We start from the raw sequence: 24,754 nt of genomic DNA on the forward strand, positions 1-24,754 counted from the left end.
GCCGCGCAGGGAAATGTTAGCGCTAACATTTCGCCGGTCAAGCTCAGGTTCAACGGGTGGACGGGCTGTCCGTGCCGGACCTGTGCCAGTGCGCAGCTGCGGGGGCGGGGGTTGGCGTGCCGGCGGTCACGAAGACGGAAGCCCAGGAGTTGAGGATCGTGGTCGTCGGGACGACGAAAATCCCATGATCTTCGGGTGATGACCTTGGGTCGCACCTCGGGCAACCGCTGCGACCAGGCCGACCGGTCCGCATGGGTTGCACGCCGCCGCGATGTGCCGGTGCCGACGTCCGACAGCCGGGCAGGACAGGCCGGATATAACGAAGTGACTGGACGGTCCCAGGCGCGAGTCGCGAGAGCACTGGCCTGCCCGGCCAGGCGGCATGACAGCGGCTCGTCAGGAGCGACGAAGGTGGGCCACAGTGGACGGACCGGCACCGGACCGGGAGGGCGACCCCGCACCGGGAACGATCGTCGGCGCGTCCGGTCGGCCGCCGGCGCTGACCGACGTGGCCCGACTCGTCGGGGTCTCCCACCAGACCGTGTCCCGGGTCGTCAACAACCATCCGGGTGTCCGGCCACGGACCCGGGAACGGGTCCTCGCGGGCATGCGGGAGCTCGGCTACCGGCCGAACCCGGCCGCCCGTGCGCTCGCCACCGGCCGGACCCGCACCCTCGGTGTGCTGGCGCTGGCCGGCACGCTGTACGGGCCGACGTCGACGCTGTACGCCGTCGAGCAGGCGGCACGGGAGGCTGACTACCAGGTCACGGTGGTCAGCCTGCACTCCCTCGACCCGCAGGCCCTCCGGCAGGCTCTCCAGCGCCTGCTGGCCGGCGGCATCGACGGGGTCGTGGCGGTCGCCCCGCTCCTCGACACCGCCGGCACCGCCGGTGTGCCCGATACCGCCGATACCGCCGATGCGACCGATGCGCTGGCCGCGGTCGCGGCGCGTCTGCCGCTCGTCGCCGTCGAAGGGCGGCCCGACGGGGGCATCGCCACCGTCTCGGTGGACCAGGAGCACGGCGCCCGCACCGCCACCGAGCACCTGCTCGCGGCCGGCCACCGCACCGTTCGGCACGTGGCCGGGCCGCCCGACTGGTACGAGGGCGCCGGGCGGATCGCCGGTTGGCGTGCCGCGCTCGAAACGGCCGGCGCGGACGTCCATCCGCCGCTGGCCGGTGACTGGACCGCCCGCGCCGGCTTCGCCGCCGGCTGTCGCCTCGCCCGCGAGCCCGACCTGACCGCCGTCTTCGTCGCCAACGACCAGATGGCCCTCGGCGTGCTGCGCGCCCTGCGCGAAGGCGGCCGGCGGGTGCCCGAGGACGTCAGCGTCGTCGGGTTCGACGACATCCCCGAGGCCGAGTTCTTCTCGCCGCCGCTGACCACGGTGCGCCAGGACTTCGCCGAGGTCGGCCGCCAGAGCCTGCGTTCCCTGCTGGAGCAGGTCGAGACGGGCGCGCCCGGCGGGACCCACGTGGTCATCCCGCCGGAGCTGGTCCTGCGCCGCAGCACGGCGCCCCCGCCCGCACTCGGCTGACGCTCGCCGTTCAGATGACGTCCGCCTCGGCCCGAGTGAACTGTGCGGCGTGGAGGCGGGCGTAGGCACCGCCGCGGCCGAGCAGCTCGTCGTGGCTGCCCTGTTCGGCGATGGTGCCGTCGGCCATGACGACGATCGTGTCGGCGTCGCGGATGGTGGAGAGCCGGTGGGCGATGACGAACGCGGTCCGTCCTTCCCGCAGCCGGGCCRACGCCCGCTGGATGAGCAGCTCCGTGCGGGTGTCGACGGAGCTGGTCGCCTCGTCCAGCACCAGGATCGGGGCCTCGGTCAGGAAGGCCCGGGCGATCGTGAGCAGCTGCCGCTCGCCCGCACTCACCCCGGCCCCGGCGACGTCGGCGACGAGGGTGTCGTAGCCGTCGGGCAGGGTCCGGATGAACCGGTCGGCGTGCGCCGCCGTCGCCGCCGCGACGATCTCGGCGCGGGTGGCCCCGGCACGGCCGTACCCGATGTTGTCGGCGATGGTGCCGCGGAACAGCCACGGGTCCTGGGGGACCATGCCGATCCGGGAACGCAGCTCGGCGCGGGTCATGGCCGTGGTGTCGACGCCGTCGACGGTGATCCGGCCGGCGTCGGTCTCGTAGAAACGCAGGAGCAGGTTGACCAGGGTCGTCTTCCCGGAGCCGGTGGCGCCGACGATGGCCACGGTGTGCCCCGGTTCCGCCGTGAGCTGGAGATCCTCGATCAGCGGCCGGTCGGGCCGGTAGCGGAACGAGACGTGCTCGAACGCCACCCGGCCCGCCCCGCGCGCGGTCCCGACCGCCCCGGACATCCCGGCCGCCCCTGCCCCCGCCGCCCCCACCGCCCCGGTCGGCTCGGCCGGCTCGACGGGGTCCGGGTCCTGCTCGGGGGCGTCGAGAAGCTCGAAGACCCGCTCGGCGGACGCCAGCCCGGACTGCACCATCCCGGACATGCCGGCCAGGTAGGAGAAAGGCTGGCTGTACTGCCGTGAGTACTGGATGAAGGCCTGGACCCCGCCGACGGTCAGCGCGCCGGCCGCCACCTGCATCGCGCCCACCACCGCGATCAGCACGTAGTTCAGGTTGCTGAGGAACATCATCGCCGGCTGGGTCGCTCCGGACAGTGACTGCGCCCGGACGGTCGCCCGGCTCAGCCGCTCGTTGCCCGCCGCGAAGGCCTCCGCCGCCGCCTGCTCCTGGCCGAAGACCTTGAGCAGCGCGTGGCCGTCGAACATCTCCTCGATGTGGCCGTTCAGCTCGCCGGTGTGCCGCCACTGCCGGCCGTACGCCGGCTGTGCCCGGCGGGCGAGCAGGGCCACGACCAGGACGGACAGTGGCGCGGTGACCAGCGCGATCAGTGCCAGCACCCACGAGACCCAGAACATCACGGCGAGCATCCCGACGATGCTCAGCACCGGCACCACGAACTGGCCGAGCACGAGCTGGAGGGACTGCCCGAGGTTGTCGAGGTCGCCCGTGACCCGGCTGAGCACGTCGCCGCGCCGCTGCTGGTCGAGGTAGCCGAGGGGGACCCGGTGGATCTTGTCCTCGACCTCGCCGCGCAGCCGTTCGAGGACCCGTTGGGAGATCACGTTGGCCAGCCAGGCCTGGATGACCCCGCACAGACCGGCGGCGGCGTAGACGAGGGCCGCGCCGAGCAGCGTCCGCCCGACCGCCGCGAAGTCCACGCCGTGGCCGGGGGTGAAGGGCACCGTGCCCAGGACGTCGGCGAGCGTCCCGTGGCCGTCCGCCCGCAGGTCCTCGATGGCCTCGTCCGCCGTGGTGCCGGCCGTGAAGCGGCGCCCGAGGGCGCCGCCGAGGACCAGGTCGGTCGCCCGGCCCAGCAGCCACGGGCCGGCCGCGGTGAGGGCGACGGTGAGCAGGCCGAAGACCCCGAGCCCGAGCAGCATCCCGCGTTCGCGCCCCACGACCCGCCGCAGCTGGCGGCCGGCGGCGGGCCGTGGGCTCACGCCGCTTCCGCCGCCCTCGCCGCCCCCGCCGCTTGTGCCGCGTCCACCGCCGATGAGGCTCACGCCGCTTCCGCTGCTCACGCCGCTTCCGCCGCGGAGAGCTGGGACCGCACGATCTCGCGGTAGGTCGGGTTGCCGGCCAGCAGCTGGTCGTGGGTGCCGTCGCCGACCACGCGCCCGCTGTCGAGCACCAGGATGCGGTCGGCGTCGCGGATGGTGCTCACCCGCTGGGCCACGATGATCACCGTGGCGTCGGCGGTCTCCCGGGCCAGCGCCGCCCGCAGCCTGGCGTCGGTGGCGTAGTCCAGCGCGCCGAACGAGTCGTCGAACAGGTAGATCGCGGGCCGGCCGACCAGGGCACGCGCGATGGCCAGCCGCTGGCGCTGGCCGCCGGAGACGTTCGTGCCGCCCTGGGTGATCGGCGCGGCCAGCCCCTCGGGCAGCGCCTCGACGAACTCGCGGGCCTGCGCGATCTCCAGCGCCCGCCACAGGTCGGCGTCGGAGGCGTCCGGGTCGGCCAGGCGCAGGTTCGTGGCGACCGTCCCCGAGAACAGGTGCGGGCGCTGCGGGACGTAGCCGATCGCCTGGCGCAGCGCGGCACCGTCGAGTGCCCGGACGTCGTGCCCGCCCACCCGCACCTCGCCTTCGGTGACGTCGGCCAGCCGGGGGATCAGGCTGAGCAGCAGGCTCTTCCCGCTGCCGGTGCCGCCGACGACGGCGACGGTCCGTCCGGGTTCGGCGACGAGGTCGACGCCGTGCAGCACGGCCGCCTCGGCGCCCGGGTAGCGGAATCCGGCCTGGCGCAGCTCGACCAGGCCGGGGCGGGGCAGGGCGGTGACCGGCCGGTCCGGCGGGCGGACGGTCGGGGTGGAGGCCAGGACCTCGTCGATGCGCCGCGCGCAGACCTCGGCCCGCGGCAGCTGCCGCAGCAGGAAGGTGGCCGTGATGGCCGCGCCGAGGATCTGCAGCAGGTAGCCGAGGAACGCCGTCAGCGCCCCCACCTGGATCGCCCCCGAGTCGACCCGCCGGGCGCCGAACCACACCACGGCGACCCCGGCCAGGCTGCCCACCGCAGTGATAACCGGGAAGATCAGCGCCGAGAGCTGGCCCAGCCGCAGCGACACGTCGGTGAGCTGGCGGTTCACCGCGGCGAACCGGGCCCGTTCGTGGTCCTCGCGGACGAAGGCCCGGATCACGCGCAGGCCGGCGATCTGCTCGCCCAGAATCCGGCCGGTCGCGTCGATCGCGGTCTGCAGCGCCTCCGACAGCGGCGTCATGCCGCCCACGATCAGCCAGACCACCAGGCCCAGCGCCGGTATGACCACGGCCAGCAGCAGCGACAGCACGACGTCCTGGCCGAGCGCGAAGGCGATCCCGCCCACGCACATGAGCGGTGCCGTGATCATGAATGTGAGCGTGAGCTGGACGAGCATCTGGATCTGCTGGACGTCGACGGTGGCCCGGATGCTCAGGGACGCGGCACCGAACCGGTCGAGCTCCCGCGCGGAGAAGGCGAGCACCCGGGCGAAGATCTCCGCGCGCAGGTCACGGGCCAGGTAGGTGGCCACCCGCGCGCCCAGTACAGCGGCGGCGACGGCGCAGGCCAGCTGGCCGAGCGAGACGACGACCATCACGCCGCCGAGCCGCACGATGCGGCCGGTGTCGCCGGCGAGGACGCCGTGGTCGATGACGTCGGCGCTCAGCGCCGGCAGGTACAGGGCGCCCGCGGTCTGGGCGACCTGCAGCGCCAGGACGGCGACGGTCATCCGCCGGTACGGGCGGAGGTAACGCGGAAGCAGTCGGGTCAGCATGCGTCCCCTCACGGTCTGGCCGGGGGTGCGGAACCGTGGCGTGCGGTTCCGAGGTGTGGCTCCGGGGCGCGGTACCGGCGCGGTGCGGAACCGGGGCGCGCCGACGATAACCCGATCTCGGCAACTACATCAAGAGTTATGCATCTAGGTTGACGGAACGGTAACGTTGCCGCGTGGACGGATTCGAGCTCTTCCAGCTGGGCCGCCGGCTGATGAAGCTGGGCGAGCAGGCGATGCCCGAGATCGGCTTCCGCCAGATGTCCGCGCCGACCCGCGCGGTCGTGTTCGACATCTTCGAGAACCCGGGCACCTCGATCTCCGACATCGCCGCCCGCGTCCGCTTCCCGCAGAGCCAGGTCTCGGTGTGCGTCGCCCGGCTGCGGGACGAGGGTGCGGTCGAGACCGCGGCCGATCCGCGCGACCGGCGCCGCACCCTCGTCCACCTGACCGCGTCGACGCTGGAGCGCGCCCAGGCCCGCCCGCCAGCCGAGATCGACGCCGCCGTGGCCGCGGCGATCGACAGCGCCGACCCGGCCGACGTCGAGCGGGTGAAGGTCGCGCTGCAGGCACTGGCCGACCTCCTCGCCCCCCGGGCCGAGGAGGGGGAAGGGCCGGACGGGCCGATCAGAGAATGATCGGCAGCTTCTCGTAGCCGCGCACGGTGCTGGTATGCAGGCGGACCGTGTTCTCGTGGTCGATGTCCCAGGCCGGGAAACGGCGCAGGGTCTCCTCCAGGGCGATGCGTCCCTCCATGCGGGCGAGCGCGGCGCCGAGGCAGAAGTGGACGCCGTGGCCGAAGGAGACGTGGCTGTCGAACCTGCGCCGGATGTCGTAGCGGTCCGGGTCGTCGTACTTGCGGTCGTCGCGGCCGGCGGAGCCGGTGAGCAGCAGGACCTTCGACATCGCCGGAATCCGGGTGCCGTGCAGGTCGATGTCGCGGGTGGCCATGCGGCCCTGGACGGGGGACGGCGCCTCGTGGCGCAGGGTCTCCTCGACGGCGCCCGGCAGCAGTGCCGGGTCGGCGGCCAGGTCGGCCCGCTGGTCGGGGTGGGCGGCCAGCAGCACGCAGGCCCAGCCGAGCAGGCGGGCGACGGTCTCCGTGCCCGCCGAGACGAGCAGCGCGGTGAAGTCCGTGGCCTCGCGCAGGCTGAGGCGGCGGGTGCCGCCCTCGGCCGCGATCTCCGCCTGGATGAGCGCGGTCATCATGTCGTCGCGGGGGCTCTTGGCCCGCTCCTCGAGCTGGGCGGTGAGGTAGCCGTGGAACCGGGCGGTGGCCGCCATGGCGGTCTCGTTGAACATGCCCTTCTCCGGGTCCAGGTAGAACGTCCCGTCGATCATCTTTCGGACGTCCTCCCGGTCGGCGGGGTCGACGCCGATGAGCTGGGAGATGACCAGTGAGGGGAGCTGGGCGGCGAAGTCCTGGACGTAGTCGAACCCGCCGCCGCCGATCTGCGGGTCGAGAAGCTCGGCGCACAGGTCCCGGATGACGCCTTCGAGACCGCCGACCCGGCGCGGGGTGAAGGCCCGGGAGACCAGCACGCGCAGGGTGGTGTGCGCGGGCGGGTCCATGAAGATTATCTGCCCGGTGTCCCAGGGCTCCGGCTTCATGAGCTCGAGGACGGTGCCGTACCTGGAGCTGTACGTCGTCGGATCGAGATGGGCCGCGTCGACGTCGGCGAAGCGGGAGAGGGCGTAGAAGTCGAACTTCTCGTTGCGATAGACCGGCGCCTCGTCGCGCATCCGCTTCCACCGCGGGTGCGGGTCGACGTCGATCTCCTTGTCGAACGGGTCCCAGTACAGATCGTCCGTCATGTCGATAAGTCCTCTCGTCGTAATCGCCGGATGAGGCGTGGGCTTTTCCGGGGAAAGGTCCTCACCCGGACTCCCTGACAATCAGGTGCGGTCGCAGGGCGGCCTCCAGGCCCGGATCCAGGTCCGATCCGTCGAGGAGCCGCCGGATCGAGGAGGCGACCACCCGGGCTATCGCCGGGACGTCGAAGGTGGCGGTGGTGATCGCGGGCCGCAGCGCGGCACCCAGCGGGTGGTCACCCGAACCGACCACCGCGATGTCGCGGGGAACCTCGATGCCCGCGGCGCGCAGTTTGTCGATGAGCAGGATGGCGAACGGGTCGCTGTTGGTGTAGACCGCGTCCGGCCGGTGCGCCGGGTCGCGCCACCGGTCCACCACCGGCGCGATGCTGTCCGAGGAGAGCTCGCAGTCCACCCGCTCGACGGGCACGTCGGCGGCCGACGCGACCTCCACGACCGCCTCATAGCGCTGCGTGGGCAGCTCCGCCAGCGGCCCGGCGGGCACCAGGCAGGCGAGGCGCCGACAGCCCCGCGCGATCAGGTGCCGGGTCGCGAGGCTGGCCACCGCGGCGGGATCGAGTGGCACGGTGGGCGCGTAGTCCACCCGCGGGGCACCGGTGAGCAGGACCGCCTGCACGCCTGCCCGGCGCAGAAGTTCTACGGCGGCCGGGGTACCGCGGGCCACGTTGACGTACACGGCGGCGGGGCGAAGCTCGGCCCAGGCCTGAGCCCCTCGCACCCCGCTGGTGGTGCGGTCGCCGTGCATCAGCAGGACCAGGTCGCGAGCGGCCAGCTCCCGGTCGAGGTTCTCGAGGAACCGGTCCGCGCCGGGCACGGTCGCGGACCGCAGCATGGGCACCAGGACGACGTTGCTGCGCCCGGCGCGCAGGGCACGCGCCGAGGCGTTCGGGGCGTACTGCAGCTCCCGCGCCGCGACCAGGACCCGCTGCCGGGTCTGTTCGCTGACCGGATGGTCGGTGCCGTTGAGAACGTGGGAGACCGTCGCCCGTGACACCCCGGCACGGCGCGCCACGTCGGCGCTGGTGGGCCTGGACGGCCCCGGCCCCGGCCCCGCGGGCAGCCTCGACAGCTCCTCGCCCCGTCGACCATCAACCGGCATCGTGCGATCACCCATCCTCTGCCCGCGCTACACCCGTTCGACTCTGTGATCAAGTTACACGTGTAACTTGCCGGCGAGGGTCATGTTACACGTGTAACCTCCGGGTGCAAGTGCTGCGTGACACCGCCCACCGGGCCGACCTTCCCCGATCGTGAGAGGAACGGGCGGCACCCGACCGCGGCATTCTTCGGAGAACGGGGTACACATGGCCTTACGCTGGGGCATCGCGGGGACCGGAGCGATCGCCAGGGGCTTCGCCGACGCGCTGGGCCGCCTTCCGGAAGCCGAACTGGTGGCCGTCGGCTCCCGCAACCGGGCGACCGCCGACGAGTTCGGCGAGACGTACGGCATCGCGCCGCACCGCAGGTACGGCTCATACGAGAGCCTGGCCACCGACGACGACATCGACATCGTCTATGTCGCCTCGCCCCACTCGCACCACCACGAGCACACCCTGCTTTTCCTGGAATCCGGCCACGGCGTGCTGTGCGAGAAGCCGTTCGCGCTGAACGCCGGCCAGGCCGCCGAAATGGTGGCCGCCGCAAGAGCACAGGGCAGGTTTCTGATGGAGGCGATGTGGAGCCGCTTCCTGCCCGCCTACGTCAGGCTGCGCGAACTGGTCACGGCCGGCGAGATCGGCACCGTGCTCTCGGTCGAGGGCGACTTCGGGTTCCGGGTGCCGATGACACCCACCCACCGGCTGTTCGACCCGGCCCTGGGCGGCGGCGCACTGCTGGATCTCGGTGTCTACCCGGTGTCGCTGGCCAGCATGCTGCTCGGGGAGCCGAGCCTGGTGGCGGCGTTCGGGCAGCTCGGCGAGACCGGCGTCGATGAGCACCTGGCCGTCCTGACCTCCTACGACAGCGGCGCGTTCGCCGTCGCCAAGGCGTCGCTGCGGGCCAACCTGGCCTGCACCGGCCGGGTCACCGGCACCGCCGGAAGCATCGAGCTGCCGGCCTTCATGCACTGCCCCGACGAGCTCGTCGTGCAACGGGCCGGCGCCGTCGAGCGCCTGCGCCTGCCGGCCGCCCGGGACGGCGATGGCCGTGGGGACGAGACGGCCGGGGGCGGCCTGCACCACCAGGCCCGTCACGTCCACGAACGGCTGCGGTCGGGGCACCTCGAAAGCGACATCATGCCGCTGGACGAAACCGTCGCGATCATGCGAACCCTCGACACTGTGCGAGCCCGGATCGGGGTGCACTACCCAGCCGACAACGCCTGACGACAGGGTGGTCATACGTCTGCCTGTAGGCCGAGCGGCAGGCTGGCGGTTGCCGGTATCCGGGGGCGGTCAGGGCGCCGACGACAAACCGGCCGGCCGGCTTGTCGTCGGCCGGAGCCGGAGCCGGAGCCGCGGCAGGTACTCCGGTTGGAGTACGGCGGCCGGAAAGGTACTGCGTCATACGTAGCCGGTACTGCCTGCGGATGGACGATGACGGAGCGGCCCGGCCGGGACAGTATTGCGCGGGGGTGCATAGACGCCCGGGCACGGCCGTCGACCAGATCAGAATGTGCGGCCGGCCCCGGCTCGGATGAAGGTGGCGGTGGAGACTGCGCACGGTGTGTCCGTCCCGGGCGAACCCCTGCTTCCGCACGAGCCGACCGTCATCGGCCCCTATGTGCTGATGAGCCGGTTGGGCGTGGGTGGGATGGGCGCCGTCTACTACGCGCGCGACCAGCAGGGGAGGCCGGTCGCGGTCAAGGTGATCAGGTCGGATCGGGCGAGGGACCAGGAGTTCCGCAGGCGGTTCCGGTGGGAGGTCGAGGCGGCTCGCAGCGTCGCCTCGTTCTGCACCGCCGAGGTTCTCGACGCCGACCCGGATGCGTTCGCGCCGTACCTGGTGACCGAGTTCATCGACGGCCCCCGGCTGGACAACGCCGTCGCCGACGGGGGGCCGCTCGACTCGTCGACTCTTACCGGGCTGGCAGTCGGGGTCGCGACGGCGTTGACCGCGATTCACCATGCCGGGCTGGTCCACCGGGATCTCAAACCCAGCAATGTGATCCTCTCACTGACCGGTCCGCGAGTCATTGACTTCGGTATCGCCCGTGCCCGCGATGGCGCCGGTAAGCCGACGGCCTGGGGGTTCGGCTCGGCGGGGTGGATGGCACCCGAGCAGATCAACGGTCAGCCGATCGGGGCGGCGGCTGACGTGTTTGCCTGGGGCATTCTTGTCGCCTATGCGGGCACCGGGCGGCACCCTTTCGGGGACGGCCCGGATGTCGAGCTTTCCCACCGGATCACCGCCGCCGAACCGGACCTGACCGGCCTGCCCGGGCAGGTGGTGGATCTCGTCCGCGATGCGTTGACGAAAGACGCGGCCGGCCGGCCTGATGCCCGGGACCTGCTCCTGCGTCTGGTCGAGCGCCGGCCGGGGGAGCACTCCACCGATCCGGCTGTCCGCCTGCTCGGGCTCACCGCGGAGCTCGCGCGCTCGCCGGACCGGTCCGCGGACCGGTCCGCGGATGCGCGGCGGCGGCTCCGGGGACGTGGCCGCGTTCTGCTGACCGTCAGCCTCGTGCTGGTCATGGTGGCCCTCACCGCGATCAGGCTGGCGGCGAACCGCGATGACGGGACGTCGGCTGAGCCGGCCACTCCTGCGGCGACGCCGGTGGAATCCCCGGCCACCTCGGCCACCCCGGCCACGTCGGTGGCGTCCCCGGCCGTACCGGCGGACTCCTCGGCCATGCCGCTTTCCGGCCCGCGTACCGCACCGGGCCCCGGCGCCTTCCAGGACGGCCCGTTGTCGTTTGCCGTCGACGGCGTCGAATGCGGGGTCGAACAACTCGGCCTCGGGTTCCTGGCCCGCCACCCGGCTGGCCAGTTCTGCCTGGTCGCCATAACGATCCGTAACACCGGTACGTCGCCCCGTGCCCTGGATAGTTCCTACCAGTACGTGTACGACAGCACCGGGGCCCGTCGCACCGCCGACTACCTGTCGCGCTACTACCTGCCCGGCGAGACGATCTGGAACACCGCCGAGCCGGGTGCGTCCATTCACGGCAGGATGGTGTTCGACCTACCGCCTGACGCCACACCGCGGCGGCTGGAACTCCATGACAGCCCGGCCAGTGGTGGCGGTTCCATTCCGTTGTAGCCGGGGCCGTCGCCCGTCCTGAACAACGGTGTTACGGCGCTGTCGGCGTGCCCCTGGTGCCAGGGGTTTCACCATTCGAGAAGACAGGAGCCGTTCATGACCCTTATCGCGGCCCCGTCCCGGACAGCATCCGGAGAATCCGGATTCGGCGCGCGAAATGCGCTGATCCTGCTTGTGCTGATGTGGGCATCCCAGCTCCTGGGGCTGGTCGGCCTGCTGTCCGGCAACATTCAGGCCGACATCGCCATACATTTTCACACCGCGAGGATCTCGTGGTTCACATTGGTCACGGCACTGGTCGGCACCTTCGTCACGCCGTTCGTGGTCAAGGCTGCGGCCATGTACGGCAAGAAGCGCGTCATGGTGGTCATCACCGTCCTCGGCCTGGTGGGTGACGTGATCGCCGCCCTCGCGACGAACTACTCCATGCTGCTGATCGGACGTGGCATTGCCGGGTGCTACGGTCCGATCGCCGCGCTGGCCTGTTCGATGGTTCGTGACGTCTTCCCGCGCCGGCTCGTCGGTCCGGCCAGCGGCCTGCTGGGCGGCGGCGTCGGGCTGGTCGCGCTCGGCGGCCCGTTTCTGTCCGCGTGGCTCGTCGACGGTTTCGGCTTCCGCGGCGCGCTGTGGTTCATGGCCGCCGCCAGCGCGATCGGCCTTGCGGCGCTCGTGCTTCTCGTTCCCGAGAGTCCCGTGCGCGAGGAACGCACCCGCATCGACTGGCTGGGCGGGCTCCTGCTCGGCGGTGGCCTGACCGCGGTCATCTACGGGATCGGTGAGGGCGCAGGCTGGGGCTGGGCCAGTGCCCGCACCCTTCTGTTCATCGGCGGCGGTCTCGCCGCGGTGGCCGGTTTCGCCTTCGTCGAAAGCCGGGTGCCGCATCCGATGTTTCCGCTGCCCCTGCTGAAACGGCGGTCGGTCTGGACCATGCTGCTGACGACCTCACTGGTCGGCGGGGCAGCGTACGCCGTCGGCACGGTGATGTTCCTGCTCGCCCTGATGCCGACGATCCCCGGCGTGTCCGACGGCCTGGGGTTCTCCGCGACCAAGAACGCGCTGGTCAATGCGCCCAGCAGTGTCCTGGTTCTTCTGGGTGCGATAGCGGCCGGGATGGCTGCCCGTCGGATCGATCCCTGGCTCCTGCTGGCCTTCGGCGGCCTGCTCGTCGCCGGCGGCTATGGTGCGATCTCCGTGCACCACCACACCGTGCCGCAGTTGATGCTCCTCGGCGCCGGGACCGCGGTGGGCATGGGCCTCGTGGTGGCCACTGTTCCCATCCTGGTCATCCAGGCGGTGCACCCAGCGGAACAGGCCCTGGCCAACGGCGCCCAGTCAATGGCGCAAGGGGCCACCCAGACCATTCTCAGCCAACTGGCCTTCATCATTCTCGCCCGGGACAGCCAGATCATTCACGGCGTCCGGTTCTACCGAGACGAGGGATACTCCAACGGTCTCCTGTTCACCGCCGGTGTTGCCGCGACCGGGGCGGCGCTGGTTCTGATACTGCGGAACAGCCGGAGGGCCCGTCGGGTCTGACCCACGGGCCGTTGGTCGCGCTGGTATCGCCCCGCGAGGGAGGGCTTCGGCACGGCCCGCGAGGCGGAGGCCGGGGAATCATGCCCCTCGTTCCCGATCGTGGATGGCGCACCTGAGCACCCGTTCGCCGGGTCGGTGGAGGCTCTGTGCGCTGCCCTCCGTCGCGGTGGCGCCGGGCGCCAGGCGGCCCGGCTCGCGCCGAAAGCTAGCGCGAGATAGTTGGGATCCTGACATTACCGCCGTGTTGCCGATGGGCAGGATGCCTGGCTCCAGGGCGAAGCCGCCGGGAAGGCCTCAGCTGGTGGCGCGCCGCACGAGGACGGGTTTCGGCACGGCGTACGAGGCGGGCAGGGGGCGGCCGTCGATCAGGTGGAGCGCGAAGTCGGCGAACCCACGCCCCAGCGCGGCCGTGTCGAACCGGATGGTGGACAGCGCGGGCACGAACATCGCCGAGATCGGGGAGTCGTCATGACCGATCACCGCGAGATCCGCCGGCATCCGCAGGCCGGCGCGGACCGCCGCGCCGGTGACCGCGGCGGCGACATCGTCGTTGAAGGCGACCACGCCGGTGATACCGGTGCCGAGCCAGCGGCGTATCGCGTCGTCGGGGGAGTCGTCGCGGTAGTGGATGCGCTCCAGGCCGAGTGCCGCCAGGCCCAGGGACCGGGCCCGGTCGGACGCCGCCCGATGGCGGGCAATGATCATCGAGGAGGGGTGGTCCTCCGTGAAGGCCGCGTACACCAGCCTGCGATGGCCGGTGCCGTGGAGGTGCTCGACCTGAAGCTCCGGCCCGGCGCTGATCGCCAGCGAGACGTCGGTGGTGCCCGGGTGGTCCGGGTCCGGGTAGATCTCCCTGACGCCGCAGGCGAGCATCGACGCGATGTCCGGCGCGCTGAACGGTGCCGGGCCGACCACCAGGTCCGGGCTGAGGGACTCCCACAGCGGCCGCGACGTCCGGTCGGGGTGGCGGGTGTAGGTCACCAGCGAGTAGCCGGCCCGGTCCAGGACGAGGGACGCCTCGTCCAGGTAGTTCTGCAGCCGGAACTCGATCGGCCAGTCGGGCAGCACGAGCAGGATGATCCGGCTGCGCCCGCTGGCGAGCGCGCGGGCGGCGCTGTTCGGCCGGTAGTCGAGGCGTGCGGCGGCCCGCAGCACCCGCTCGCGGGTGTGCTCCGGGATGGTCTGGCCCGGGGTGTTGTTCAGGACGAACCCGACGGTCGCCCGCGACACCCCCGCCTCGCGGGCGACGTCCTGGGCGGTCACCCGCCGGCCGGTCGCCGATTCTGACGCGGTCACCCGCCGGCCCCCCGTCCTCGCAGCCGGACGACCCGGACAGGATCGTCCTCGTACGCACTTGTGCGCGCTAGTCGGCGATGCTAGCTTACGGGCCTCATCACTAGTGCCCGCTAGTGAACCGGATGCGGGATGCATCACCCTCCAGCTCCGCCCCGCACAGCCAGAGGCTTCGCCGCGAGGGCCCACCTGCCGTCGAGGCTGCCACCGCCGGTGGGCAGCCGAGTTCAGCCACGACCGGGAGAGCTTCGATTGATCCGCACATCGTTCAACGACGACTGGTCGTATCGGCGGAAGCCCGACACGTTCCAGGCATTGCTCGGCAGGGCGACCGACGGCTGGGAGCCTGTCCGGCTGCCCCATGACGCGATGGTGTGCCGCGAGCGGTCCGGTTCCGACCCGGAATCGGCTCATCGTGGCTACTTCCCGGCGGACGGCTACGAATACAGGAAGTCGTTCCCCGTGCCGGCGGAGCACCGAGAGCGGCGGGTCACGCTGGAGTTCGAGGGCGTTTACCGCCAGGCCCGGGTGTACGTCAACGATGACCTGGCCGGGCAGTGCGCCAGCGGCTATTCCACCTTCCGCGTGCCGGTCGACCATCTGCTGCGGTATGGCGCGGAGAACGAGGTGCGGGTCGAGGCGCGCAGCCAGGACGACACCCGGTGGTATTCCGGCGGCGGCCTTTACCGCGGCGTGAGCCTCATCGTCGGCGGTCTGCTGCACGTCGCACTCGACGGCGTACGCGTCACGACCCCGGTCATCGACGGGGAGCTGGCTGTCGTCGCCGTGGCGACCGACGTCCAGAACCAGTCGGCCGTGACGCGGACGGTCGAGGTGCGCACCGAGATCGCGGATGCCGGAGGCGAGATCGTCGCCCGGGACGTCGCCCCGGTCACCGTCTTCCCCGGCGACACGGCCACCCTGCGCCAGCGGCTGACCGTGACCGAGCCGCGCCGATGGGGCGTTGATCATCCGTACCTCCACACCTGCCGGACGACCGTGACCGCCGAGGGCGAACGGCTGGACGAGGAGACCACGCGCTTCGGCATCCGTTCCCTGACCGTCGACGCCCGCCGGGGCCTGCGGATCAACGGCGAACCGGTGAAACTGCGCGGCGCCTGCATCCACCACGACAACGGGGTGCTCGGCGCGGCCACCATCGACCGGGCCGAGCACCGCCGGGTGGAGATCCTCAAGCAGGCCGGCTTCAACGCGATCCGCAGTGCCCACAACCCGGTCAGCGCCGCGTTGCTCGACGCCTGCGACCAGCTCGGCATGCTGGTCATGGATGAGCTGAGCGACGTCTGGACCAGGTCGAAGACGGCCGACGACCACGCCGGTGACTTCGCCGCCTCCTGGGAGTCCGACCTGCGGGCCATGGTCGCCAAGGATCAGAACCATCCGTGCGTCGTCTTCTACTCGATCGGCAACGAGATCCCGGAGATCGGCGGTCCGGTAGGCGCCGTGTTCAGTCGCCGGCTGGCCGAGCGGGTCCGTGAGCTCGACGGCACCCGGCTCATCACCAACGGCGTGAACGGCATGTTCGCCGGCGGCCCGGAACTGCTCGGCTCCCTGACCGGCGGCGGTGCCCGACCGGCGGAGACGGACGCCGGAGCGACGGGTGCGTCCGGTGCCGAACCGTCCCGCGCGGCTGGTGCCGAGACGTCCGGTGCGGCGGGTGCGGCCGGTGCCGAGGCGGCCGGTGTGGCTGGTGCCGAGGCGTCCGGTGCCGAGAACCTCGACGTGAACGCGGCCATGACCCGCTTCCGCCAGTTCATGCCGATGCTGATGACCTCGGAGCTGGTCACCTCCCGCACCGCGGAGGCGATGGCCTACCTCGACATCGCCGGCTACAACTACCTCGACTCCCGGTACGAGCTCGACCGGACGCTGTTCCCCAACCGGGTGATCGTCGGTACGGAGACCTACCCGACCGACATCGACCGCAACTGGCGGCTCGTCCAGGACAACAGCCACGTCATCGGCGACTTCACCTGGACCGGCTGGGACTACCTCGGTGAGCCCGGGATCGGCCGGGTCGAGTACCAGAGCGATCCGGCGCCGACGGCCGGGGGCATGCCGGGCCATCAGGGTGCCTACCCGTGGCTGGCGGCCTGGTGCGGTGACATCGACATCACCGGCCACCGGCGCCCCGCCTCCTACTACCGGGAGATCGTTTTCGGCCTGCGCGCCGAGCCCTACATCGCCGTCCACCGCCCCGACCGGCACGGCGACCAGGTGCGGCTGGCGACCTGGTGGTCGTGGAGCGACTCGATCTCCAGCTGGAGCTGGGCCGGCCATGAGGGCCGGCCGGTGCGGATCGACGTCTACTCCGCCGCGGACGAGGTCGAGCTCCTGATCGACGGCCGCTCGGTCGGCAGGGAGCCGGCGGGGGAGAAGAACCGTTTCACCGCCGCGTTCGAAACCGTCTACCAGCCCGGTGAGCTGACCGCCGTCGCCTACATCGAAGGCCGGGAGACCGGCCGGACGTCCCTGCGGTCCGCCACCGGTGACGTCCGGCTCGATGTCACCGCCGACCGGTCTCGGATCACGGCCGATGACCGCGACCTCGCCTTCGTGACCGTCACCCTGGTCGACGCCGCCGGCAACCTCCACAACACCGCGGACCGCCCGGTGGCTGTCGAGCTGACCGGGCCGGGTGTGCTGCAGGGGTTCGGCAGCGCGGACCCGCGGCCGGAGGAGAACTTCTTCGACCGGACCCGGACGACCTTCGACGGGCGTGCGCTCGCTGTGATCCGTCCGACCGGGCCTGGTGTGATCACGGTGACGGTGACCGCGGACGGCTGCGCACCGGCCGTCGTCCGCGTCGAGGCAGCACCGGCACACCAGGCGGAGGCAGCGCCGGCAGACGCAGACCAGGCGGAGGCCGCGCGATGACCGGCGCACCCGCAGGCAGCCCGGCCCTGAGCCCTGAACAGCGTGCTACCGATCTGCTCTGGGCGATGACCGTCGAGGAGAAGGCGCAGCAGGTCACCGGCGTGATGCCGATCGGCCTCGTCGGTGTCGACGGCCTGCTCCAGGACGCGGCGGAGCGCGACCTGGGACTGGGTATCGGGCACATCGCCGCGCTGGGCATGCTCGGCCACAAGTCGCCCGCGCAGGTGGCGAGGACCGTCAACGAGATCCAGCGGTTCCTGGTCACCCACACCCGGCTCGGCATCCCGGCGATCTTCCACATCGAGGCGCTGAACGGAGTGGTGTCCCCCGGGTTCACGACGTTCCCGACCGCGATCGCGCTGGCCGCCACCTGGAACCCGGCGGACGTCGAGGAGATGGCGACGATCCTGCGCCGGCAGGTCCGGGCGATCGGCCACCCGTTCGTCCTGTCGCCGGTCATGGACGTCGCCCGGGACGCCCGCTGGGGCCGGGTGCACGAGACCTACGGCGAGGACCCGTACCTGGTCTCGGCGATGAGCGTCGCGTTCACCCGCGGCCTGCAGGGCACCGACCTGCGCGACGGCGCGATCGCGACGGGCAAGCACTTCCTGGGCTACGGCCTCACCGAGGCCGGCCAGAACATGGCCGGGAGCACCGCAGGGGCCCGTGAGCTGTACGAGGTGTTCGCCCGGCCGTTCGAGGCCGCGGTGAAGCTGGCGGGGCTTGCGGCGGTGATGAACTCGTACAGCGCCGTCGACGGCGTCCCCGTCGGCGCGAGCCGCGAGATCCTGACCGGCCTGCTGCGCGACCGGCTCGGTTTCACCGGCACCGTCGTGTCCGACTACGACACCATCGGCCACCTGCACCGGCGGCTACGGGTCGCCCGCGACGCCGCGGAGGCCGGCCGGCTGGCGCTCGCGGCCGGCGTCGACGTCGAGCTGCCGATCGCCGACGGCTACGGCCCCGGCCTCGCCGAAGCCGTCCACCGTGGTGAGGTTCCGCTGGGGCAGCTGAACCAGGCCTGCTGGCGGGTGCTGCGGGACAAGTTCGCGCTCGGCCTGTTCGACCAGCCGTACGTCCCCGAGGATCCGGTCGTCATCGCCGCGACGGCCCGCGACGGCGACGGGCTCTCCCACCGCCTCGCGCGGCAGTCCGTGACGCTGCTCAAGAACGACGGTCTGCTTCCCCTGTCGCGTGACCTGCGGCGGATCGCGCTCGTCGGCCCGCACGCGGACAGCATCGCCTTCGCGTTCCCGGCCTACACGTACCCGGGCGCGCTGCAGATGTTCGCCGCCCGGTTCCGGGGAGCACGGGTCGACATCCCCGGAACGGAGCAGATGGCCGGCACGGTCACCGAGGAGGCCGTCCGGATGATGATCGAGGAGCTCGCCGGCCCGCTGGGGATGCCCATCGACGACTACCTGCGCGAGACCTACGGCGCGCGGACCCTCGCCGAGGCCGTGCGCGCGGCCGTACCCGGCGCCGAGGTGACGGTGACCGCCGGGTGCGGCGTGCTGGACCACGAGCCGGCCGACATTCCGGCGGCCGTGGCGGCCGCCGGCGACGCCGATGTGGTGATCCTCGCCCTCGGCGGGCGGGGAGGCTGGTTCACCCCCGGCATCACCGAAGGCGAGGGCAGCGACACCGCGAACATCGACCTCCCGGCGAACCAGATCGCGCTGGCCCAGGCGGTGGCGCGGACCGGCACCCCATGCGTGGGCATCGTCCACACCGGCCGGCCGATGGTGCTGGCCGAGATCGTCGACGTCCTGCCCGCCCTGCTGTACGGGTACTACGGCGGGCAGCACGCGGCCACCGCCCTGGCCGAGGTCCTGTTCGGCGATGTGAACCCGGGCGGCAGGCTCCCGATCTCGCTTCCCCGCCACAGCGGCCAGGTGCCGATCCACTCCGGCCAGCCGACCGGCTCCGGCTACCGGCGGACCGAGCACGACATGCACCGGGGGTATCTCGACGTGGCGTCCACCCCGCTGTTCGCGTTCGGCCACGGCATGGGCTACACCACGTTCGACTACACCGACCTCGCGATCAGCCCGTCGGACGTCGCTGTCGGCGGCGGCGTCGGCGGCGGCGTCGGCGTCGGCGTCGGCGTCGTCGGCGGTGGCGGTGGCGGTGCTGTCGGCACCGACGTCGAGGCGGCGGTGACGGTCCGGCTGACCGTCCGCAACTCCGGCGAGCGTGCCGGTGACGAGGTCGTCCAGCTGTACTTCGCCGACCAGGCGACCGGCGTCACCCGGCCCGCCCAGGAGCTGGTCGGCTTCACCAGGATCAGCCTCGATCCCGGCACCGCGGTGCCGGTCGAGTTCACCGTGGCGATGAGCCAGCTCGGCTACCTCGGCCTCGACGGGCGTTTCGGGCTGGAGCCCGGGCCGGTCCAGGTCCTCGTGGGCAGCGCCTCCGACGACATCCGGCTGCGCGGCGCGTTCGACGTCGTCGGCGACCGGGTGGTTCTCGAAGAGCGCCGCTCCTACCTGTCCAGGGTGACCGTCGGCGACGTGTCCACCGTCTTACCTGTTCCCCTCGGGAAGTAGGCAACGATGTCCGACCGATCCGGGTTGTGGTGCACGCCCGACGACCAGGGGTGCCCGTGACCGCCCCCACCGGCCCCGCCCCGGCCACCGAGGACGGGCCCTCGGTGGCCGGGCTGGCCGCGGGACTGATCGACGCGGAGGCCGAGCGCCGGGAACGGCAGGCCCAGGCCCGGCGGGACGTGCTGTTCGCGGACGAGCTGCTGCCGGGGGTCGGCGGCGAGCCGCTGTCGCTGCGCCAGGGGCTGGCCGCGGGCGGGTCGCTGACCTTCGGGGTCCTGGTGCTGCTGAACGCGCTGGACGAGCTGGAGTCGGCGGCGCTGTCGGTGCTGGCACCCGACATCCGCGACGCGTTCGGGCTGTCCGACGGCGCGATCGTGTTCATCTCGGCCGCGGCCGGTGCCTTCCTGGTGCTGGGCGCGCTGCCGATGGGCTGGCTGGCGGACCACTACCGGCGCGGCCGGGTGATCGGCTGGGCCGGTGCGGTGTTCTCGCTGATGGTGCTCGCCTCCGGCCTGGCGGCGAACGCCTTTCTGTTCTTCCTGGCCCGGTTCGGGGTCGGGGTGGCGAAGTCGAGCAACAACACGGTGCACGGCTCCCTGATCGCGGACGCCTATCCGATCGGGGTGCGCGGGCGGATGTCGGCGTCGGTGTACGGGGCGGCGCGGGCCGCGGGTGCGCTCAGCCCGCTGCTGGTCGCGGGGATCGCGACCTGGGCGGGCGGGGAGAACGGCTGGCGCTGGCCGTTCTTCGTCCTCGGCCTGCCCGCGCTCGTCGTCGCGATCGTCGCGTTCCGGCTGCCGGAGCCGCCACGCGGCCAGCACGAGATGCGCTCGGTGCTCGGCGAGGTCGTCGAGGACGCCGAGGCGATGCCGATCTCGATCGAGGCGGCGTTCGCCCGGCTGATGCGGATCCGCACCGTGAAGACGGCGATCGTCGCCTTCTCGGCGCTCGGCTTCAGCCTGTTCACCACGAGCGTCCTGGCGAACCTGTGGGCCGAGGACCACTACGGGATGTCGACGTTCCAGCGGGGCCTGATGGGTTCGCTCGGCGGTGCCGCCCTGGTCGTCGCGCTGCCGGTCGTCGCCCCCCGTTACGACCGGCTCTACCACCGCGATCCGGAGCGTGCGGTGCGGCTGCTGGGGCTGTGCGTGCTGCCGGGCGCGGTACTGCTGCCGATCCAGTGGTTCATGCCGCACTGGGTCGGGTTCATGCTCGCGAGCATTCCGGGCGCGGTGTTCGCGTCGGTCGCGTTCGCGATGGTCGGCCCGGTGGTGCAGTCGGTGGTGCCCTACCGGCTGCGCGGTCTGGGGATCGCGCTGGCCTCGGTGTACATGTTCTTCGTCGGCGCCACCGGTGGCGCGCTGCTGTCCGGGCTGATCAGCAATGCCTACGACCCGCGGGTCGCGGTGCTGGTGATCGGTGTTCCGGCGACCCTGGTCGGCGGGCTGATGATGATCCGCGGCGCGTCGTTCGTGAAGAGCGACCTGTCGCTGGTGGTCGCGGACCTGCGCGAGGAGCTCGCCGAGCGCGACCGGCAGCGGGCCGACCCCGAGGGCGTCCCGGTGCTGCAGGTCAACAACGTCGACTTCTCCTACGGGCATGTGCAGGTGCTGTTCGACGTCGCGTTCGAGGTCCGCCGCGGCGAGACGCTGGCGCTGCTGGGTACGAACGGGGCCGGGAAGTCGACCATCCTGAAGGTCGTCTGCGGGCTCGGCACGCCGTCGCGCGGTGTCGTGCGGCTGGGCGGCCGGACGATCACCTACGTCTCGCCGGAGCGGCGCGGGACGTACGGCGTGCACCTGCTGCCTGGCGGCAAGGGTGTGTTCGGCGACCTGACCATCCGGGAGAACCTGGAGATGGCGGCGTTCCGGATGCGCCGCGACCGGGCCGGCCGCGAGCGCCGGTTCGGCTACGTGCTGGGTCTGTTCCCCGACCTCGCCGGCAGGCAGTCGCAGCTGGCCGGCTCGTTGTCCGGCGGCCAGCAGCAGATGCTGGCGCTGGCGATGGTGCTGCTGCACGACCCCGAGGTGCTGCTGATCGACGAGCTGTCCCTCGGGCTCGCCCCGGCGGTCGTCCAGGACCTGCTCGCGATCCTGGAACGGCTCAAGGCCGACGGGCTGACGATCGTCGTCGTCGAGCAGTCGCTGAACATCGCCCTCGCCATCGCCGACCGGGCCGTCTTTCTGGAGAAGGGCCAGGTCCGGTTCACCGGACCGGCCCGTGAGCTCGCCGAACGCGACGACCTCGCCCGCGCGGTCTTCCTCGGCCGGGAAGGCGGCTGAGCAGCCATGCAGATGCCCACCACCCAGCTGCTCTTCGACGGCGCCGTCACCGGTCTCGTCATCGGCCTGCTCGCGATCGGCATCGTGCTGGTGCACCGGTCCACCCGGGTCATCAACTTCGCGGTCGCGAACATGGGCCTCGTCGGCTCCGTCCTGTTCGCGCTGCTCGTGGTGCGGTGGAACGTGCCGTACTGGATCGCCCTGGCCATCGCGCTGGTGGTCGGGACGGCGTTCGGGGCGCTGGTCGACCTCGCCGTGATCCGCCGGCTGTTCCAGGCACCGCGGGTGATCCTGGTCGCCGCGACCATCGGCGTGGCGCAGCTCGCGCTCACCATCGTCACCGGCCTGCCCGACCTGGACGACCATGCGTCCGAGTCGTATCCGGTGCCGTGGGGCGGGACATGGTCGCCGGTCGACGGCCTGCGGATCAGCGGCGCGCAGCTGAGCGTCCTGGTCGTGGTTCCGCTCGTCGCGATCGGGCTCGGCCTGTTCCTGAGCCGCACGGTGCTCGGCCGCACGGTGCGGGCGGCGGCGGGCAACCCGGAGCTGGCGAGGCTGCAGGGCATCAGCCCGAAGGCCGTCTCCACCGCGATGTGGTCGGTGGCCGGGATGGTCGCCACTCTGTGCCTGATCCTGATCTCGGCGCAGAACGAGTCGCTGACGCAGATCACCACGCTCGGCCCCACGACACTGGTGCGGGCGCTGGCCGCGGCGGTGATCGCCCGGATGGCGTCGCTGTGGATCGCGCTGCTGGCCGGGGTCGCACTCGGCCTGCTGCAGTCGTTCGTCCAGTTCAACTGGCTCGACCAGCCCGGCCTGACCGACCTTGTCATCCTCGGGCTGGTCCTGGCGGCGGTGTTCTGGGCCAGCCGCGGCCGTGACACCCCGACGTCGTCGTTCTCGTTCGCGCCCAAGGCCGCGCCGATCCCCGAACGGCTGCGCGACCTGTGGTGGGTCCGCCAGCTCGAACGGGCGCCGCTGCTGGCGCTCGGCGTGCTCGCCCTCGTCCTGCCGCTGCTGGTCACGCAGTCCTCGCGGCAGCTGCTCTACACGGTCATCCTCTGCTACGCGATCTGTGCCGCCTCGGTCACCGTGCTCACCGGCTGGGCCGGGCAGCTCTCGCTCGGCCAGATGGCGTTCGCCGGCCTCGGCGCGCTCACCGCCGCGGCGCTCCACCGCGGCCTGGAGATCTCCGTCGGCGGCAGCACCGTCGCGCTGGACGCGCTGCCGTTCCCGGTGGCCGTCGGGATCGCGAGCCTCGTCACCGCCGCGCTCGCCGCCGCGGTCGGCGCGGGAGCGCTACGGGTACGCGGGCTGATGCTCGCGGTCAGCACCTTCGCGTTCGGGATCGCCGCGGAGCAGTACCTCTACCGCCGCGAAGTGTTCCAGGACCCGGGCGCCCGCACGGCGTCGTTCCCCCGCGACACCGCCTTCGGCGTCGACGTCACCAGCCAGCGCGCCTACTACTACCTGGTGCTGATCGTGCTGGCGGTGGTGCTGGCGGTCGTCGCCCGGCTGCGCCGCTCCGGCGTCGGGCGCACCACCATCGGGGTGCGGGACAACCCGGCGACCGCCGCGGCCTACACCGTCGGGACGACCCGGGTGAAGCTGCGCGCGTTCGCGCTGGCCGGCGGGATCGCCGGCCTCGGGGGCAGCCTGCTCGCCGGCGCGGTGCAGAACGTCCCCTACGCCGACCGGTACTTCCTGAGCGCGGACTCGCTGCTCGTCGTGTCCATCGTCGTCATCGGTGGGCTCGGCTCGGTGTACGGGCCGGTGCTCGGCTCGCTCTGGGTCATCGGCCTGCCGGCGGTCTTCCCCGACAACGAGATCGTCCCGCTGCTCACCTCCAGCCTCGGCCTGCTCGTCCTCCTGCTCTACTTCCCCGGCGGCCTGGTGCAGATCGGCTACAGCGCCCGCGACGGCCTGCTGCGCCTCGCCGAGCGCCGCCTCGGACCCGCCCCGGCCGGCGCGCCGAAGGTAGCCGCCGCGAAGGCGCTCACCCGGACCATCCCCCGGTCCCGGGAGCCGCTCGAGGCAGGGCGGCCGGTCCTCGCGACCAGCGACGTCCGGGTCCGCTTCGGTGGCCTCACCGCCGTCGACGGGGTGTCCCTGCGCGTCGCGCCCGGCGAGATCGTGGGCCTGATCGGCACCAACGGCGCCGGGAAGTCCACCCTCATGCACGCGATCGGCGGCTTCGTGCCCGCCACCGGCACCGTCGAGCTCCTCGGCCGGGACATCACCGGCGCCGGGCCCACCGCCCGGGCCAGGGCCGGGCTCGGGCGCACCTTCCAGACCGCGACCCTGTTCCCCGAGCTCACCGTCCGCCAGACCGTGCAGATCGCGCTGGAGGCGCGGGGCCGCACCGGGCTGCTGTCCACCGCCCTGCACCTGCCGCACACCTTCACCCGTGAACGCGCCCAGCGGGCCGCCGCCGACGACCTCATCGGCTTCCTCGGCCTCGGCCGGTACGCCGACGCGTTCATCGCCGACCTGTCCACCGGCACCCGCCGCATCGTCGAGCTCGCCGGGCTGCTCGCCCTCGACGCCCGGCTGCTCTGCCTCGACGAGCCGACCGCGGGCGTCGCCCAGCGGGAGACGGAGGCGTTCGGCCCCCTCATCCAGGAGATCCGCCGCGAACTCGACGCCGCCATGCTCGTCATCGAGCACGACATGCCGTTGATCATGGGCATCAGCGACCGCGTCTACTGCCTGGAGACCGGTCGCGTCATCGCCGAGGGCGCCCCGGACGCCGTCCGCGCCGACCCGTCGGTCATCGCCAGCTACCTCGGCACCGACGAACGCGCCATCAGCCGAAGCGGCGGCACGCCCGTTTCCGTCCAGCCAACCGCGTAGTCACCCACGTCACCCTC

General features: G+C 72.2%; 14 protein-coding genes. 9 read left to right on the forward strand and 5 right to left on the reverse strand.

Annotated elements, in window-relative coordinates; translation table 11 throughout:
- Nucleotides 1–421 precede the first annotated feature (421 nt).
- Entirely contained in the window at nt 422–1,537 is a 1,116-nt protein-coding gene (locus tag CcI49_RS35180) for a LacI family DNA-binding transcriptional regulator (RefSeq protein ID WP_235498118.1), read from the forward strand.
- Between the two features lie 10 nt (nt 1,538–1,547).
- Here CcI49_RS35180 and CcI49_RS35185 read toward each other — a convergent pair whose 3' ends face one another.
- Both CcI49_RS35185 and CcI49_RS35190 read right to left on the reverse strand, forming a co-directional pair.
- Nucleotides 1,548–3,485: an ABC transporter ATP-binding protein gene (locus CcI49_RS35185; RefSeq protein WP_241840435.1), complete on the reverse strand. Its 1,938-nt coding sequence runs from the start codon at nt 3,483–3,485 to the stop codon at nt 1,548–1,550.
- A gap of 77 nt (nt 3,486–3,562) precedes the next feature.
- The gene (locus tag CcI49_RS35190; protein WP_076833823.1) at nt 3,563–5,296 is read right to left on the reverse strand and encodes an ABC transporter ATP-binding protein; all 1,734 of its coding nucleotides are present in this window, start codon (nt 5,294–5,296) and stop codon (nt 3,563–3,565) included.
- A gap of 173 nt (nt 5,297–5,469) precedes the next feature.
- On the opposite strand from CcI49_RS35190, the gene CcI49_RS35195 reads away from it, so the two are divergent.
- On the forward strand, nt 5,470–5,931 hold the full coding sequence (locus CcI49_RS35195) for a MarR family transcriptional regulator (protein ID WP_054568328.1): 462 nt from the start codon (nt 5,470–5,472) through the stop codon (nt 5,929–5,931).
- Here the strand turns inward: CcI49_RS35195 and CcI49_RS35200 are convergent.
- A complete protein-coding gene (locus CcI49_RS35200; RefSeq protein ID WP_076833824.1) occupies nt 5,921–7,108 on the reverse strand; it encodes a cytochrome P450 in 1,188 nt (395 codons plus the stop codon). The two genes, CcI49_RS35195 and CcI49_RS35200, sit on opposite strands and share 11 nt — an antisense overlap.
- A 61-nt stretch (nt 7,109–7,169) precedes the next feature.
- Nucleotides 7,170–8,225: a LacI family DNA-binding transcriptional regulator gene (locus CcI49_RS35205; protein WP_076833894.1), complete on the reverse strand. Its 1,056-nt coding sequence runs from the start codon at nt 8,223–8,225 to the stop codon at nt 7,170–7,172.
- Nucleotides 8,226–8,430: 205 nt separating this feature from the next.
- Between CcI49_RS35205 and CcI49_RS35210 the strand changes: the two genes are divergently transcribed.
- The 3 genes from CcI49_RS35210 (at nt 8,431) to CcI49_RS35220 (ending at nt 12,862) form a co-directional block, all read left to right on the forward strand.
- The gene (locus tag CcI49_RS35210; RefSeq protein ID WP_076833826.1) at nt 8,431–9,450 is read left to right on the forward strand and encodes a Gfo/Idh/MocA family oxidoreductase; all 1,020 of its coding nucleotides are present in this window, start codon (nt 8,431–8,433) and stop codon (nt 9,448–9,450) included.
- A gap of 310 nt (nt 9,451–9,760) precedes the next feature.
- Nucleotides 9,761–11,326, forward strand: coding sequence for a serine/threonine-protein kinase (locus CcI49_RS35215; protein ID WP_076833828.1), 1,566 nt, complete (start codon nt 9,761–9,763; stop codon nt 11,324–11,326).
- A 96-nt stretch (nt 11,327–11,422) separates the two neighbouring features.
- Nucleotides 11,423–12,862, forward strand: a complete 1,440-nt coding sequence (locus tag CcI49_RS35220; RefSeq protein WP_076833830.1) for an MFS transporter — start codon at nt 11,423–11,425, stop codon at nt 12,860–12,862.
- 294 nt (nt 12,863–13,156) lie between these two features.
- On the opposite strand, the gene CcI49_RS35225 is transcribed toward CcI49_RS35220, so the two are convergent.
- Nucleotides 13,157–14,158: a LacI family DNA-binding transcriptional regulator gene (locus tag CcI49_RS35225; protein WP_076833832.1), complete on the reverse strand. Its 1,002-nt coding sequence runs from the start codon at nt 14,156–14,158 to the stop codon at nt 13,157–13,159.
- 249 nt (nt 14,159–14,407) lie between these two features.
- Here CcI49_RS35225 and CcI49_RS35230 point away from each other — a divergent pair, with 249 nt between their 5' ends.
- From CcI49_RS35230 to CcI49_RS35245, 4 genes are read left to right on the forward strand one after another with little or no spacing between them, the layout of a single operon-like run.
- On the forward strand, nt 14,408–17,053 hold the full coding sequence (locus tag CcI49_RS35230; protein ID WP_076833834.1) for a glycoside hydrolase family 2: 2,646 nt from the start codon (nt 14,408–14,410) through the stop codon (nt 17,051–17,053).
- A complete protein-coding gene (locus CcI49_RS35235) occupies nt 17,050–19,602 on the forward strand; it encodes a glycoside hydrolase family 3 N-terminal domain-containing protein (RefSeq protein WP_076833836.1) in 2,553 nt (850 codons plus the stop codon). The genes CcI49_RS35230 and CcI49_RS35235 overlap by 4 nt, the downstream gene beginning before the upstream one ends.
- Nucleotides 19,603–19,658: 56 nt before the next feature.
- Nucleotides 19,659–21,884, forward strand: a complete 2,226-nt coding sequence (locus CcI49_RS35240; RefSeq protein WP_076833896.1) for an ATP-binding protein — start codon at nt 19,659–19,661, stop codon at nt 21,882–21,884.
- A 6-nt stretch (nt 21,885–21,890) separates the two neighbouring features.
- Nucleotides 21,891–24,737: a branched-chain amino acid ABC transporter permease/ATP-binding protein gene (locus CcI49_RS35245; protein ID WP_076833838.1), complete on the forward strand. Its 2,847-nt coding sequence runs from the start codon at nt 21,891–21,893 to the stop codon at nt 24,735–24,737.
- Nucleotides 24,738–24,754 lie beyond the last annotated feature (17 nt).

This window comes from Frankia sp. CcI49, from assembly GCF_001983215.1.
Classification (GTDB): Bacteria; Actinomycetota; Actinomycetes; order Frankiales; family Frankiaceae; genus Parafrankia; species Parafrankia irregularis.

Coding starts and splice junctions, on each gene's coding strand:
- CcI49_RS35190 (WP_076833823.1), bottom strand. CDS start 5,296: ATGCTGACCCGACTGCTTCCGCGTTACCTCCGCCCGTACCGGCGGATG.
- CcI49_RS35245 (WP_076833838.1), top strand. CDS start 21,891: ATGCAGATGCCCACCACCCAGCTGCTCTTCGACGGCGCCGTCACCGGT.
- CcI49_RS35210 (WP_076833826.1), top strand. CDS start 8,431: ATGGCCTTACGCTGGGGCATCGCGGGGACCGGAGCGATCGCCAGGGGC.
- CcI49_RS35205 (WP_076833894.1), bottom strand. CDS start 8,225: ATGCCGGTTGATGGTCGACGGGGCGAGGAGCTGTCGAGGCTGCCCGCG.
- CcI49_RS35215 (WP_076833828.1), top strand. CDS start 9,761: ATGAAGGTGGCGGTGGAGACTGCGCACGGTGTGTCCGTCCCGGGCGAA.
- CcI49_RS35220 (WP_076833830.1), top strand. CDS start 11,423: ATGACCCTTATCGCGGCCCCGTCCCGGACAGCATCCGGAGAATCCGGA.
- CcI49_RS35200 (WP_076833824.1), bottom strand. CDS start 7,108: ATGACGGACGATCTGTACTGGGACCCGTTCGACAAGGAGATCGACGTC.
- CcI49_RS35235 (WP_076833836.1), top strand. CDS start 17,050: ATGACCGGCGCACCCGCAGGCAGCCCGGCCCTGAGCCCTGAACAGCGT.